A 13,269-nucleotide genomic window follows, 5' to 3' on the forward strand; every position below is an offset into this window, starting at 1 on the left:
GTCTTCAAAAGTTCGGGGAAAGGGGTGCGGAAAGCAGCAGCGTTACAGCATGCAGGAAACGCAGCCCTCAACCTCGGTGCCTTCCAGCGCAAGCTGGCGCAGGCGGATGTAGTAAATGGTCTTGATGCCCTTGCGCCAGGCGTAGATCTGCGCCTTGTTGATGTCGCGGGTGGTTGCGGTGTCCTTGAAGAACAGCGTCAGGGACAGGCCCTGGTCCACGTGCTGGGTGGCAGCGGCGTAGGTGTCGATGATCTTCTCGTAACCGATTTCGTACGCATCCTGGTAGTACTCCAGGTTGTCGTTGGTCAGGTACGGCGCCGGGTAGTACACGCGGCCCAGCTTGCCTTCCTTGCGGATCTCGATCTTCGACGCCACCGGGTGAATGGAAGAGGTGGAGTTGTTGATGTAGGAGATCGAACCGGTGGGCGGCACGGCCTGCAGGTTCTGGTTGTAGATGCCGTGCTCCATGACCGAAGCCTTCAGCGCCTCCCAGTCAGCCTGGGTGGGGATGTGCACGCCCTCGAACAGCTCACGCACGCGCTGGGTCTGCGGAACCCATTCGCGGTTGGTGTACTTGTCGAAGTACTCGCCGGTGGCGTACTTGGAGCGCTCGAAGCCGGCGAACTTGCGGCCGGTTTCGATGGCCAGCAGGTTCGACGCCCGCACGGCGTGGAAGACCACCGTGTAGAAGTACATGTTGGTGAAGTCGATGCCCTCTTCGGAGCCGTAGTAGACCCGCTCACGCGCCAGGTAGCCGTGCAGGTTCATCTGGCCCAGGCCGATGGCGTGGGACATGTCGTTGCCCTTGGCAATGGACGGCACCGAGCCGATGTGGCTCATGTCCGACACTGCAGTCAGCGCGCGGATGGCCGTTTCAATGGTCCGGCCGAAGTCCGGCGAGTCCATGGTCTTGGCAATGTTCAGCGAGCCGAGGTTGCAGGAGATGTCCTTGCCGGTCTCGTCGTAGGACAGGTCATCCTTGTACGTGGTGGGCTGGGAAACCTGGAGGATCTCCGAGCACAGGTTGGACATGATGATCTTGCCCTCGATCGGGTTCTCCCGGTTCACCGTGTCCTCGAACATGATGTAGGGGTAGCCCGACTCGAACTGGATCTCGGCGAGGGTCTGGAAGAAGTCGCGGGCACGGATCTTGGTCTTCTTGATCCGCGCGTCGTCGACCATCTCGTAGTACTTTTCGGTGACCGAGATGTCGGAGAACGGCATGCCGTAGACCTTCTCGACGTCGTACGGGGAGAACAGGTACATGTCCTCGTCGCGCTTGGCCAGTTCGAAGGTGATGTCCGGGACGACGACGCCGAGTGAGAGGGTCTTGATGCGGATCTTCTCATCCGCGTTCTCACGCTTGGTGTCCAGGAACCGGTTGATGTCCGGGTGGTGGGCGTGCAGGTACACGGCACCGGCACCCTGGCGGGCTCCGAGCTGGTTGGCGTAGGAGAAGCTGTCCTCGAGGAGCTTCATCACGGGGATGACGCCGGAGGACTGGTTCTCGATCTGCTTGATCGGCGCGCCGACCTCGCGGATGTTGGTCAGCGCGAAGGCAACGCCGCCGCCGCGCTTGGACAGCTGCAGCGCGGAGTTGATGGAGCGCCCGATGGACTCCATGTTGTCCTCGATACGCAGCAGGAAGCAGGAGACCAGCTCGCCGCGCTGTGCCTTGCCCGCGTTGAGGAACGTGGGGGTGGCCGGCTGGAAGCGGCCCTCAATGATTTCATCCACCATCTGCGTGGCCAGCTGCTCGTCGCCGCGGGCCAGGTGCAGGGCAACCATGCAGACACGGTCTTCGTAGCGCTCCAGGTAACGCTTGCCGTCGAAGGTCTTCAGCGTGTACGAGGTGTAGAACTTGAACGCGCCGAGGAAGGTCTCAAAGCGGAACTTCTTCTTGTAGGCGCGGTTGTACAGCTCCTTGATGAAGGTCATGGAGTACTGGTCGAGCGTTTCCGGCTCGTAGTACTCATTCTTGACCAGGTATTCCAGCTTCTCTTCCAGGTCATGGAAGAAGACCGTGTTGTTGTTAACGTGCTCAAGGAAGTACTGGCGCGCAGCAGCGCGGTCGGCGTCGAACTGGATCTCTCCGTTCTTGCCGTACAGGTTCAGCATGGCGTTGAGCTCGTGATAGCCCAGGCCCTTGTAAGCCTCCGGGAGCTCCTTGGAGTCCGTCATGCCGGCTTCTGCGACTGATGTGTCCAAAACTTTTCCAATCCTTCGTTAACCTTGGCAACGTCCTCGGACGTGCCCATGAGTTCAAATCGATACAGCACGGGGACCTGGCATTTCACGGCAATGATGTCTGCCGCGAGGCAATAGGTTTCCCCGAAGTTTGTGTTGCCCGCCCCGATCACTCCCCGGATCAAGGAGCGGTTGTGCTCGCTGTTCAGGAACTTGATGACCTGTTTTGGAACGGCACCCCGGGCCGCTGCGCCCGGCTGGGCTGCCGTCCCGCCGTAGGTGGGAAGCAGCAGCACGTACGGGCTGCGGGCGAGCAGGGTGGGCTGGGAGGTGTGGAGCGGAAGCTGCGCCGCGCGGATCCCGAGCTTTTCCACAAAGCGGCGGGTGTACCCGGAGGCTGAGGAGAAGTAAATCAGGGACGCATCCGTTTCCGGCTGCCCATTCCCTGCGGATGCCGATGCCGGCCCGAGGCCGGCCTGGTCTGCCATCCCCAGTGTCATGGTTGCTGCGCTCCTGACGGGTACTGCGCGGGTGGTGCGTGGTGCGGATGATGCGAGGTGCTGCGGAACCGGGAACCCCCGGGGGTTCCCGGCCGCCCTTCGGCGGTGCCTAGGCTACGGAGGAAACCTGTGCCTGGGCCAGCTCTTCGATCTTGTCGGGCCGGAAGCCGGACCAGGAGTCCTGCTCGGTGACGACAACGGGTGCCTGCATGTAGCCCATGGCACGAACGCGCTCGAGGGCCTCGGGGTCCTGCGACATGTCCACGCTCTGGTACACAATGCCCTTCTTGTCGAGGGCGCGGTAAGTGGCGTTGCACTGTACGCAGGCGGGCTTGGTGTAAACCGTAACGGTCATGGCGTGGTCTCCCCTAGTGAAGCGTGAAGTCTGTTCTGTGATGCTGGATGGAGCTGGTGATGCGGGACGTTCGCGGTGCTGGAAATCTGCTTGCGGAGCTTCGTGAAGCTCCCGAAGTCTGTTCCTAGATACTACATCCAGTTCCCTGCCCAGACACTACATCTAGTGCGCCCCCCGAGGCGGAACCCCTACATGATGTATTACAAGTATGTCATTACATGGGGCGTCCGTCCACAGTTTGTGCACAGGCGGTGCCCCGTTATTCGGCGGATTTCCGGAGCTCGGCGGAGGTTCTCCACAGCCTGTGCAGAACGCAATGCACATGTGATGAGGCAGGCAAGATTCGTGCGTGTCGCGTACCGTGGGCGTGTCGGCCCTAGTGCCGGCCAACACTAGATATTGTGGTCGACGCCGCCGGGCAAGGAAGGAGGGCACAGGATGGTAAACCCCGTGCACTTGAAGACGCTGCTGGAGGTGATCCGCACCGGATCATTTGCCGCCGCCGCCCTGCGGCTGGGCTACACCGCCTCGGCAGTGTCCCAGCAGATGTCCGCTCTGGAGAAGGACACCGGAGCGCGCCTGTTCGAGCGTTCCGCCCGCACCGCTGCTCCCACGGACGCCGCCGTCGTCATGGCCAGGCACGCCGTCAAGGTCCTTACTGACATGGACGCCCTCCTGGCTGCCGCAGCTCGGCCCGGGCCGGGCAGCGGGCACGAGCTGCGGCTCGGCATCTTCCCCAGCCTCGCTACCTTTGCCCTGCCGGAGCTGCTTGCCTCACCCCGGTGGGTGGACCTGGGGATTGAGCTGCTGCTGTCCGTGGCTGAGCCCGCGCAGACCATCCAGGGCCTGCGTACCGGCGGCAACCTCGACGTCGCACTGGTGTATCAGGTGGGCCAGGGCGGACTGGCCTGGCCCTCCTCGATCAGCCGCCGGTGGCTGGGCGATGACAACTTCCGGGTGGTGCTGCCCGAGTCCTGGGGCATCCGCAGCGGCGCCGAGGTGACGGCTGAACAGCTGGCGGGGATGCCCTGGATCATGCACCACCCCGGCACCCCGGACGCCCTGGTGATTGAACGGCTCTTCGCCAGCTGCAGCCTGCACCCGCAGGTCGCCGCGTACTGCGATGACTTCAACGCCAGCCTGGCCATGGCGTCCGCCGGTCTGGGCGCGGCGCTGGTGCCGGAACTGGCGATGCTGAGCCGCCCCGCCGGCACGGTGGTGCTGGACGTCCCCGAGATCCGGCTGGCGCGGAGCATCTTCGCCCTGCTGATTCATGAACAGAACGTCCAGGTCGGGCTTTTCCTGGACCGGCTGGCCGAGGTGCTGGGCCGCCGCAGCATAGTGCCGCTCCCCACATAAGGCCCGCTGCAGGGCGAAAAAGTCGTTTCCCGGGGAACGCCCGGGCCATACTCGAATCATGACCACTGGCGAAAAAACCATCTCCAAACGGTCATTGAGTGCCGTTACCAACCGGGTAACCGGAGTCCTGCGTGTCACCCGCTTCCAGCTCGCCTTCAAGGCAACCCTCGCGGTCGGCATCGCCTGGACACTCGCCCCGCATGTGCCCGGGGTAGCTTCGCAGTACCCGTATTACGCACCGCTGGGTGCCATTGTCAGCATGTACCCCACGGTGTCCGGTTCCTTCCGCACCGGCATGGAGACCCTGGCGGGACTGGTGACCGGCATGCTCCTCGCGCTGGGGGCACTGCTGATCGGCACCCCGAACGTCTGGACCATTTCCGTGATCGTCGGGATTGGCGTGCTGCTCGGCGGGCTGTCCTTCCTGGGCGCGTCCGGCCGTGAATACGTGCCGATGGCTGCGTTGTTCGTGCTGCTCCTGGGCGGCGACGATCCGGACGGCTACTCGTTCGGCTACGGCGTGCAGATGCTGGTCGGTGTTGGTGTCGGGCTGGCCGTGAATGCCCTTGTCTTCCCGCCCCTGCACCTGAACGGCGCCGTCAACGGGCTGGTGACGCTGCGGAAATCGCTGGCGCGGCAGCTGCGGGACATGGGCACGGCGCTGGAGGAAACCTGGCCGCCGAAGCACGAGGACTGGTCCCAGCGCGAGAGTGAACTGGATACCCTGACCAAAGAGGTCCGGGAAGCCGTGGAGCTGGCCGACACCAGCCGGCACGGAAACATCCGCAGCCGCAAGTACAGCCGTGATTTCACTGCCGACTACCGGGCGCTGCGGGCCATGGAACGCGCCACCCGGCACGTGAAGGATATGACGGAAGTGCTCACGGATGCGATCTGGCGCAATCCCGAACATGTGGCCGTCCCGGCTGCCCTGACCGTACCGCTGGCCAAGGCCGTGAACGGCTGCGCAGAAGCGGTGGAGATCTGGGATCCCGAAAGCGAGGAGCACGCGACGGCCACCCAGGCACTCGTGGAGCTGGTGCGGCTGGTCAACACCTCAGGCTCGGCCGAGAGCCCGGTGGATGCGACGGCGGCACTGGCCATGGACCTGCGCCGCATCCTGCGGATCATCAATACGGAGTCCGACGACGACGCCTAGGCCGTGTTCCTGTCCTGCCTGCCGGCGAAAGGCCCGCCCCGGATTTCCGCCGCTGATTCGCCAACGCTAATGCGGAAGACTTCGCCGGGTAAAGCCGCCGTTCTGAAAATAATTGAATTCCCGCAATAAGCGTGCAATGACAGGCATTCAGGAGTATTCGGCGTTCCTCCCTGGAATCCGCAAGGTTGACACTGTCCCGCGGAAAAGCAAGACTGCGAAACAGAAAGACACAGTGCACTGCGTATCACAAAGCACCATCCGTAGGGGTCAGCCGCCCGGAAATCCGGGGTAGACAACATGGAGGGCCTCCCCAATTAAAGGGGGAACGAATGTCAGTGAAACAACGCAGAAATATCCTGCCGGGATTAGCCGCATTTTCGCTTGCAGCCATATCCCTGGCGAGTTGCTCTCCAGCAGACACGGCGGAAGGTTCCGCTGCCCCGGCGACGTCAGCTAGCCAGAGTCCGGGAAACGACCCCTCCGGATCGGCCTCCCCGGTCTCGGCGCCGGACCAGGGCGATGCCGTCCTCGTTACCCGGATGGAGGAGCCGGACGGCGGCAGCTTCGCCGTCCATGGTCTCCGTAGTGATGCCGAGGCCCTCACCTTCCACGCAAACTGTGCCCGGGCCAGCACCGTCACCGTTGACGTGGCGAAGCTCGGACCTGTGACGTTCACGTGTGGGCAGCATGGTGCAACCACCACCGCGACGGTGGATGCCCGGCCCGCCGCAGGCATCATTGACGTGACGGTGACCGGGGAGGAAAGCGTTGCCTGGGGTGTGACCATCACCGAGGACGAACTGCGCTAAACGCAAAACGGCTCGTGTCCCGGGATATTCCGGGACACGAGCCGTTTTATGTGAAATGCGGGGGTCTAGCCCTCGTCCGTCAGCAGACCAATCTCGGCGAGCTGACGGGCCATCCCGGCGCCGTCGGGGGCGTAGATCCACGGCACGTCCACCGGGGTCTCCCCCGGCTTCCCGGTCCGTCCACCGGCGAGCACCGCTTCGCCGGCCGAGAGCTGGCGGATGGCGATGGCCCGGACGTTCTCCGGGTGGCGCTTAGCGAAGTCCGCATAGATCTCTTCGTCGTGCTGGCCGTTGTCGCCGATCAGCAGCCACTTGATATCCGGGAACTCCTGGGCCAGCCGTTCCAGCTGGGTGCGCTTGTGCGCCTGGCCGCTGCGGAACCAGCGGTCCGTGGTGGGACCCCAGTCGGTCAGCAGCAGCGGACCGGCCGGATACAGGTTGCGGGTAATGAACCGGGTCAGGGTGGCGGCCACATTCCAGGCACCTGTGGAGAGGTAGAGCACGGGGCCTACGGGGTTCTCCCGTGCCAGCCGGTCCATCATCACCGACATGCCGGGCGTGGGCGTGCGGGCATGCTCATCGAGGACAAAGGTGTTCCACGCTGCCAGCATCGGACGCGGCAGGGCGGTGACCATGATCGTGTCGTCAATGTCGGACACCACACCCACCTCCGCGGCAGGATCCACTACGTAGATCGGTGCAGTGGTTTCTTCGCCGTCTTCGGAACGAAGCAGAACGGTGGTCCAGCCCGGTGCCAGGTCCGCCGGGAGGACGGCGTCCACCACTCCCCCGCGGTCAGCGGTGACCACATGCTTCTGGTCGCCCACGACGACGGTGACGGTCGCCTTGTTCACGGGCGGGCTCATGAAGTTCCGCCAGCCGCGGATGCCGTCGGCAATCGCCTTGGACGCCATCGACTTTTCCGCACCGTCGAAATAGCCGGGCTTGGCCAGGATGACCCGGCCCAGGACCCGCACCCATTCGGTGGAGCCGTACCCGGTGAAAGGCAGGACGGTCTGCACATCGCCCCGTTTGCGGGCACGTTCGTCACGCCATGCGTGGAGGGAATCCTCCATGCGCATGCCGAGGTGGGCCACCGGGGTCTTGTCCGCCGGGCGGGCGAGGGGGTTTTTAGTCATATTCCTAGTCTGTCAGATGCTTCGATCGGAGGTATTCGCCGGTCTTCCGACGGACCTCCCGGCTAGATGCGGTACTTGGACCGGACCGGGCAGTCGAACGGGTCACGAGCTGAGAGGCCAACCTCGTTGAGGTACCGGACCACAATGCCGTAGGACTGCACCAGGGTGGTTTCGGTGTAGGGAATGGAGTGCTTGGCACAGTGTTCCTTCACCAGCTGGCTGGCCCGGGCCAGGTGCGGCCGGGGCATGCTCGGGAACAGGTGGTGCTCCACCTGGTAATTCAGTCCACCCATCAGGGTGTTCATGCCGCGGCCGACAATATTGCGTGAGGTCAGCACCTGGCGGCCGAGGAAGTCCACCTTGGAGTCCCGGGGAAGGATCGGCATGCCCTTGTGGTTCGGGGCGAAGGATGCGCCCATGTAGACGCCGAAGACTGCGAGCTGCACGCCGATGAAGGCGAAGGCCATTCCCACCGGCAGGAAGAAGAACACGGCGGCCAGATACAGGCCCAGACGCGTGAACACCATGACCAGTTCAGAGATACGGCCCTTGACCTGCTTGTTCGCAAAGAGGTGCTTGATGGATGTCGCATGCAGGTTGATGCCCTCGAGCATCAGCAGCGGGAAGAACAGCCAGCCCTGGCGGCGGGCGAACCACGCCATGAAGCCCTTTTGCCGAGCGGCCTGCTCGGGCAGGAAGGAGATGGTGTCCATGTCGATGTCCGGATCCTTGCCCACCGTATTGGGGTTGGCATGGTGCCGGCTGTGCTTGTTCATCCACCACTGGTAGCTGATGCCGACGACGGCGTTGGCCACGAACTTCCCGGCGCGGTCATTCGCCGGTCCCGATTCGAAGACCTGCCGGTGCGAGGCCTCGTGGGCAATAAAGGCAAGCTGGGTCAGCAGGATGCCCAGTGCGGCGGCGATAAGCAGCTGGAACCAGCTTTCCCCGATAAAGAAGGACCCGGTGGCAGCGGCAACGAGACCGAGGCACAGAAACACGAACGTGGTGATGTAGAAAGAGCGGCGGCGCTTCAGCAGCCCTTCGTCACGGACTGCTTTGAGCAGTCCGGAGTAGGTGCTGGTCACGTTGTTCCGGCGCGGTTTCTTTTCGCTCGGGGTTTCTTCAACGGGTGCAGTGGAGGATGCGGTTACGCTCATTCTGCCTTCTGGTGGTGTACGACTTCCCAGCCGGCGTGATGAGCGGTTCCGCTCTACAGATGTGATCACCCTAACCCGGAAGTCTGGTATTTGTCTGTGACACTCCCGTGACCTTTGCCGCCGCCTCTCCGGACCGCCGGCAGGACGGGTCCCCGGCAGGCCCAGTACCATTGGCAGCAGCCGACCCGAAGGAGTGCCGTGACCACCGCACCGGCCCGCAGCAAGACCCCTGCCCTTCCCCGCTCGTGGTGGTGGGGGTTCCTGCCTTTCGCAGCGGCCTCTGCCGTCCATATCGGGGCGCGGGCGGTCGAAGCAACCGACATCGCCGAACCCACCAAGCTCACCCTGATGCCGCTGCTGGCGGCCGCGGCCCTGTGGGGCGGGCGGAGCCTGTTCAGCGGGCCCGCCGGCCGGAAGCTGCCGGCCGTACTGCTGCTGGCGGCACTGTTTTTCTCCTGGATCGGCGACGGGGCTGCCGCGTTCTTCCCCTCGGCACCGGAACTGCCGGTAATGCTCGGCTCCTTCGGGCTCGCGCACCTCTGTTACATCTGGCTGCTGGCACGGTATGCCGCAGCAGGCCCTCTTCCCCGGTGGGCACTGGTCTTTCCGCTGTGGTGGGTGCTGATGCTCGTGGTCCTCTGGCCGGCTCTCGGCGGTCTCGCCTTCGCCGTGGCAGCCTACGGCATTGTCCTCGCAGGCACGGCGGCGACGGCGGCGCGGTGCCGTCCGATGGTGGCAGCCGGCGGCCTGCTGTTCCTGGCCTCGGACACCGTCCTCGCCTGCCGGATTTTCCTGCCGGAACAGATGCCGGACTGGACCAGTCCCCTCGTGATGCTCACATACTGTGCGGGGCAGGGCCTGATTGTTGCCGGTGCCCTTCGCACCTGGGGGAACGCCCGCTGACCCGGGCGGTAAAGCGTCAGCTCTCCGCGGCGGGGCGGATCATCGGGGGGCTGAGATACTCGTCCCGAACGGTGAACACTGCGGCCGGGGCGCCCTTGCCACGGGCAACCTTGCGCCCGGTGTCATGCAGCGCGCCGGTCATCTTGCGGGTGAAGTTGCCGGCGTCGAGCTTGTCGGTGTTCCACACGGCCTGGTAGACCCGGCGCAGCTGGTAGAGGGCGAACTCCCCGGGCAGGAGCCGCGCGGCGGCCAGGGTGTATTCGATTTTGCCGGCGAGGCGTTCAAGAGCGGCGGTGAGAATCTCGCGGTGGTCGAAGGCCAGCGTCTCCTGGGCGAGGACTTCGTACACGGGCAGCCATTGGGCTGCCGCACTGTCGGTGCCGGGATCGAGTGCGGGCAGGGTGCGGCCGTCCGTGGCGAGCAGCGCAAGGTGGGCGACGGAAACGACGCGCATGCGCGGGTCCCGTTTCGGGGAACTGTAGGTGGCGAGCTGCTCGACGTGGGCGCGGTGTGCCCCGAGGTCCAGTCCCGTCTCCTCCTCCAGCTCGCGCCAGGCGGCTGTAAGGGCGTCCTCATTCGGTCCGACGAACCCGCCCGGCAGCGCCAGGGACCCCTTGAAGGGATGTCCTCCGCGGCGGACGAAGGCTGCCTGGAGAGTGCTTCCGGTGACGGCGAAGACCACCAGATCCACGGTCAGCGCCACGGAGGGATACTCCCTGGGCGCGTAGTCCTGGAGGAACTGCTGTTCTTCGCCGGCCATCAGGCTCCTGTCAGCACCGTCCGTGTGGCCCAGGGCGGGGACGTGAAGCTGTTGCGCTGGGCGATGATGAGGTCGATTATTCCAGTTGCAGTGGCAATCCGCTCCTCCGGACTGCCGGTAACCAGTATCCAGGAGGAGCCGGCGGCCGTGAGCTCCTCCTTGAACCACTCGGTCATTTCGGCGCGGGGGTGCCCGGCATCGCGCCAGCCGTCGTCCTCGAAGGCGACGCCGTCGTGGTCGGTAATGAGGTACAGGTCGCGGTGCGGCAGCCGGCTGACGGCGAGATAGGAGCCGTAGCTTTTCTCACCGATGTAGACACGTTCGAAGAGGGAGGTGGTGATGACATCCGTATCGGCAATCACCAGGGGGCACCGTGCCGCTGCCTCGTTCTCCATCTGGTTCTGGCGTTCTCCGATGACCGCGAAATCCTCGGCCGTCCAGACCATGTCGGAGAGGACGGCGTCGGGCTTCTCCGCCTGCAGCGCCGCGAACTTGTCGTAAGTGAACTGGCGGCCGAATTCCGGAACATCCGCCAGTTCGGGATAGCGCTTCCGGTAGTGCGTGGTCAGAGCCTGGGCGAGGGTGGTGGCGCCGGTGGATTCGGCACCGACGACGATGATCCGGACGGCCATGTCCTGGCGGGCGGGCTTGAGGATGTTCCGCCAGGCCGCGCCGAGGTCGTCGCGGCAAAGGGTGCCGCTGACCGGGTACGAGCTCCGGGCCTTGTCCACCATGACATGTTCGGCGCCGAAATCCCCCGCCAGGGTTGCACCGTACTCCTCGGAGCTGAAGACGGCGTCGACGGCCGTGATGCCTTTGCTTTTGAGGGCAAGGCGCAGGAGCTCATTGTGCGCCTTCCAAATGGCCCGGGAGGTGTAGTCCACGGGACAGTCGTCCGGCATTCCGATGACGGTGACGTTGGTGTCCTCGAACTCCGCGGCGAGCCATTTCACGCGGTCGGCAAGGCCGATGTCCTCGAACCGGGTGCCGAGGACCACCACGGCCAGCCTGGCGGACTGCTTCGACGCCGTGGCGATGAGGTGGCGGTGTCCGGTGTGCGGCGGATAGAACTTGCCGATGACCAGGCCTTGCGCGAAGAGGCTCATACCGGAACGGCGGCGGGGCGGGCGGCTGCGGTGCGGGTGCGCTTCCAGTCGATCAGTCCGTAGACGCAGAGGGCGGTGAAGCCGATATACAGGAGGGCAGTGAGGTTGAGGCCGCGGGAGAAGTAGAGCGGGACGCTCACGAGGTCGATGGCGATCCAGACGTACCAGTGCTGGAAAATCTTCTTGGCCTGTCCGTAGGTGGCCAGGAGCGAGGCAGCCAGGACAAAGGCATCGGGCCAGGGGACCTCGGAGTCGGTTCCGTGGGTGAGGATCATCGCGATCCCCGCGGTGGCCAGGACGACGGCGGCGATTCCGCCGATGATTTCGTTCCGACCGGCGTCGCGGATGGGCAGGTCGCTTTTCTGCTCCGTGTCCTTCGCTCCCCGGACCCAGTTGTACCAGCCGTAGACGGCGACGGCGGCGAACACTGCCTGCAGGACGGTCTCCCCGTAGAGGCCGGCCCCGAAGAACAGGATCATGAACGCAATGTTGTTGATAATGCCGACGGGCCAGTTCCAGGCCTGCTGCCGGGCCACGCCGTAGACGCAGGCTGCGCCGGTGACGAATCCGATGACTTCGATCCAGCTGACCGGTGCTCCGAGCAGGTGTGCCGCCGGGGAGTTCATCCAGTCCAGTACTGCGTTCATGTCGCTCTCCTGATTTATTGTCAATGTGACAATTTGTAGCCTAGGGCTGTGACGGAGATAACGGAAGGGCTGGCCGGGACGAGTAGTGAGAGGTGCATCACATGCTGTTGCCCTCACTGGGGCAACAAAAAACCGCCGGACACGTTTTCACGCGTCCGGCGGTCTTGTTGGTGGAGCTGAGGGGACTCGAACCCCTGACCCCCTGCATGCCATGCAGGTGCGCTACCAGCTGCGCCACAGCCCCGAACTTTCAGTGGTTTTCCACCGCAAACCCTCCGGTCTCCCGAAGGTTTTGGTGGAGCTGAGGGGACTCGAACCCCTGACCCCCTGCATGCCATGCAGGTGCGCTACCAGCTGCGCCACAGCCCCAAAACTAAAGGTTGTTTACTTCACTTTTCCGTTCACCGGGGCGAAGCAACTCCTCTACCTTAGTACAAATCAACAGGAGCGCAAAATCCACTCAGAGCTCCCCTGCCGGGCAGGAAGGAGGGTCTTTCAGCCCTCCACCGGACCGCTCGGAAGCGAGTCCAGCCCCACGTTGTGCTGGGTGAGATGCCAGGCGGAACGCCCGTGCCGGTCCGGGATTTCCTGCAGGACGGACCAGTGGCAGTTGGAGACTCCGGAGATGACCGCCCAGGACTCCGTGGGGAGTCCCAGCAAAGCGCAGATGCCGGCACGGATTGCTCCTCCGTGGCTTACTGCCACCAGGGTGCCGCCTGCGGGCATGTCCCGGACCGCCTCGGTCACGGCCTCGGACACCCGCCTGCCGACGTCGACACGGGTTTCCCCTCCGCCGGCCCGGGCACTGCCGACGCCGGCGGACCAGGCGGCCAGCAGCGGTGCGTCCTGCTCGGCGATCTGCGTGAAGGTGCGGCCCTCCCACGTCCCGGCGAAAGTCTCACGCAGGCGCTGGTCCTGCGCCACCTCGAGGCCTGTCTCCGCGGCCAGGGCCATGCCCGTGGTCAGGGCACGGCTCAGGTCCGAGGACACAATAACGTCAGGGTCGAGGAAGCGCAGGACTGCCGCAGCTTCGGCGGCCTGGCGGAGGCCGCCGTCGTCAAGGGCAATATCCTGCTGCCCCTGGAAGCGCCCCACCCGGTTCCACTCGGTACGCCCATGGCGCCAGAAAACCACCCGGCGCGACGCGGTATCGGGATCCCAGGGGGCAGGGGCGCTCACAGCCGT

Annotated in this window: 13 protein-coding genes and 2 tRNA genes; 4 read left to right on the forward strand and 11 right to left on the reverse strand. The window is 64.6% G+C overall.

The genetic code is table 11. The features are described 5' to 3' along the window. Positions 1 to 42: 42 nt before the first annotated feature. The 3 genes from nrdE to nrdH form a co-directional block, all read right to left on the reverse strand. On the reverse strand, positions 43 to 2,181 hold the full coding sequence (nrdE, locus tag N2K95_RS09745) for a class 1b ribonucleoside-diphosphate reductase subunit alpha (protein ID WP_260653776.1): 2,139 nt from the start codon (positions 2,179 to 2,181) through the stop codon (positions 43 to 45). Continuing rightward, on the reverse strand, positions 2,178 to 2,687 hold the full coding sequence (nrdI, locus tag N2K95_RS09750; protein ID WP_407079933.1) for a class Ib ribonucleoside-diphosphate reductase assembly flavoprotein NrdI: 510 nt from the start codon (positions 2,685 to 2,687) through the stop codon (positions 2,178 to 2,180). Before nrdI ends, nrdE begins: the two co-directional genes overlap by 4 nt. A 109-nt stretch (positions 2,688 to 2,796) precedes the next feature. After that, the gene (nrdH, locus tag N2K95_RS09755; RefSeq protein WP_146361766.1) at positions 2,797 to 3,042 is read right to left on the reverse strand and encodes a glutaredoxin-like protein NrdH; all 246 of its coding nucleotides are present in this window, start codon (positions 3,040 to 3,042) and stop codon (positions 2,797 to 2,799) included. Positions 3,043 to 3,480: 438 nt separating this feature from the next. Between nrdH and N2K95_RS09760 the strand changes: the two genes are divergently transcribed. The 3 genes from N2K95_RS09760 (at position 3,481) to N2K95_RS09770 (ending at position 6,369) form a co-directional block, all read left to right on the forward strand. Next, positions 3,481 to 4,401, forward strand: coding sequence for a LysR family transcriptional regulator (locus N2K95_RS09760; protein ID WP_255791745.1), 921 nt, complete (start codon positions 3,481 to 3,483; stop codon positions 4,399 to 4,401). Positions 4,402 to 4,459: 58 nt separating this feature from the next. Further along, positions 4,460 to 5,560, forward strand: a complete 1,101-nt coding sequence (locus tag N2K95_RS09765; RefSeq protein WP_260651413.1) for an FUSC family protein — start codon at positions 4,460 to 4,462, stop codon at positions 5,558 to 5,560. A gap of 539 nt (positions 5,561 to 6,099) precedes the next feature. After that, positions 6,100 to 6,369, forward strand: coding sequence for a hypothetical protein (locus N2K95_RS09770; protein ID WP_260651414.1), 270 nt, complete (start codon positions 6,100 to 6,102; stop codon positions 6,367 to 6,369). 65 nt (positions 6,370 to 6,434) lie between these two features. On the opposite strand, the gene N2K95_RS09775 is transcribed toward N2K95_RS09770, so the two are convergent. Continuing rightward, positions 6,435 to 7,508: an App1 family protein gene (locus N2K95_RS09775; protein ID WP_260651415.1), complete on the reverse strand. Its 1,074-nt coding sequence runs from the start codon at positions 7,506 to 7,508 to the stop codon at positions 6,435 to 6,437. Positions 7,509 to 7,570: 62 nt separating this feature from the next. Further along, positions 7,571 to 8,668, reverse strand: a complete 1,098-nt coding sequence (locus tag N2K95_RS09780; RefSeq protein ID WP_255791738.1) for a fatty acid desaturase family protein — start codon at positions 8,666 to 8,668, stop codon at positions 7,571 to 7,573. 198 nt (positions 8,669 to 8,866) lie between these two features. On the opposite strand from N2K95_RS09780, the gene N2K95_RS09785 reads away from it, so the two are divergent. Next, positions 8,867 to 9,571 (forward strand): lysoplasmalogenase, encoded by a 705-nt coding sequence (locus N2K95_RS09785; protein WP_260651416.1) that lies wholly within the window; start codon positions 8,867 to 8,869, stop codon positions 9,569 to 9,571. Positions 9,572 to 9,587: 16 nt separating this feature from the next. Here the strand turns inward: N2K95_RS09785 and N2K95_RS09790 are convergent, their stop codons facing one another. The 6 genes from N2K95_RS09790 to N2K95_RS09815 form a co-directional block, all read right to left on the reverse strand. Next, positions 9,588 to 10,331, reverse strand: a complete 744-nt coding sequence (locus tag N2K95_RS09790) for an NUDIX hydrolase (RefSeq protein WP_260651418.1) — start codon at positions 10,329 to 10,331, stop codon at positions 9,588 to 9,590. Continuing rightward, a complete protein-coding gene (locus N2K95_RS09795) occupies positions 10,331 to 11,437 on the reverse strand; it encodes an AAA family ATPase (protein ID WP_260651419.1) in 1,107 nt (368 codons plus the stop codon). Before N2K95_RS09795 ends, N2K95_RS09790 begins: the two co-directional genes overlap by 1 nt. Next, positions 11,434 to 12,084: a nicotinamide riboside transporter PnuC gene (gene pnuC, locus N2K95_RS09800; RefSeq protein ID WP_255791732.1), complete on the reverse strand. Its 651-nt coding sequence runs from the start codon at positions 12,082 to 12,084 to the stop codon at positions 11,434 to 11,436. Before pnuC ends, N2K95_RS09795 begins: the two co-directional genes overlap by 4 nt. Positions 12,085 to 12,252: 168 nt before the next feature. Continuing rightward, positions 12,253 to 12,328 (reverse strand) — tRNA-Ala (locus tag N2K95_RS09805). Between the two features lie 49 nt (positions 12,329 to 12,377). Then, positions 12,378 to 12,453, reverse strand: a tRNA-Ala gene (locus tag N2K95_RS09810). Between the two features lie 126 nt (positions 12,454 to 12,579). Then, positions 12,580 to 13,263, reverse strand: coding sequence for a histidine phosphatase family protein (locus N2K95_RS09815; RefSeq protein WP_260651420.1), 684 nt, complete (start codon positions 13,261 to 13,263; stop codon positions 12,580 to 12,582). Positions 13,264 to 13,269 lie beyond the last annotated feature (6 nt).

It is taken from the genome of Arthrobacter zhaoxinii, assembly GCF_025244925.1.
In the GTDB taxonomy this organism is placed as follows: Bacteria; Actinomycetota; Actinomycetes; order Actinomycetales; family Micrococcaceae; genus Arthrobacter_B; species Arthrobacter_B zhaoxinii.

Coding starts and splice junctions, on each gene's coding strand:
- N2K95_RS09775 (WP_260651415.1), bottom strand. CDS start 7,508: ATGACTAAAAACCCCCTCGCCCGCCCGGCGGACAAGACCCCGGTGGCC.
- nrdH (WP_146361766.1), bottom strand. CDS start 3,042: ATGACCGTTACGGTTTACACCAAGCCCGCCTGCGTACAGTGCAACGCC.
- N2K95_RS09770 (WP_260651414.1), top strand. CDS start 6,100: ATGGAGGAGCCGGACGGCGGCAGCTTCGCCGTCCATGGTCTCCGTAGT.
- N2K95_RS09795 (WP_260651419.1), bottom strand. CDS start 11,437: ATGAGCCTCTTCGCGCAAGGCCTGGTCATCGGCAAGTTCTATCCGCCG.
- N2K95_RS09765 (WP_260651413.1), top strand. CDS start 4,460: ATGACCACTGGCGAAAAAACCATCTCCAAACGGTCATTGAGTGCCGTT.
- nrdE (WP_260653776.1), bottom strand. CDS start 2,181: ATGACGGACTCCAAGGAGCTCCCGGAGGCTTACAAGGGCCTGGGCTAT.
- nrdI (WP_407079933.1), bottom strand. CDS start 2,687: ATGACACTGGGGATGGCAGACCAGGCCGGCCTCGGGCCGGCATCGGCA.
- pnuC (WP_255791732.1), bottom strand. CDS start 12,084: ATGAACGCAGTACTGGACTGGATGAACTCCCCGGCGGCACACCTGCTC.
- N2K95_RS09760 (WP_255791745.1), top strand. CDS start 3,481: ATGGTAAACCCCGTGCACTTGAAGACGCTGCTGGAGGTGATCCGCACC.
- N2K95_RS09780 (WP_255791738.1), bottom strand. CDS start 8,668: ATGAGCGTAACCGCATCCTCCACTGCACCCGTTGAAGAAACCCCGAGC.
- N2K95_RS09790 (WP_260651418.1), bottom strand. CDS start 10,331: ATGGCCGGCGAAGAACAGCAGTTCCTCCAGGACTACGCGCCCAGGGAG.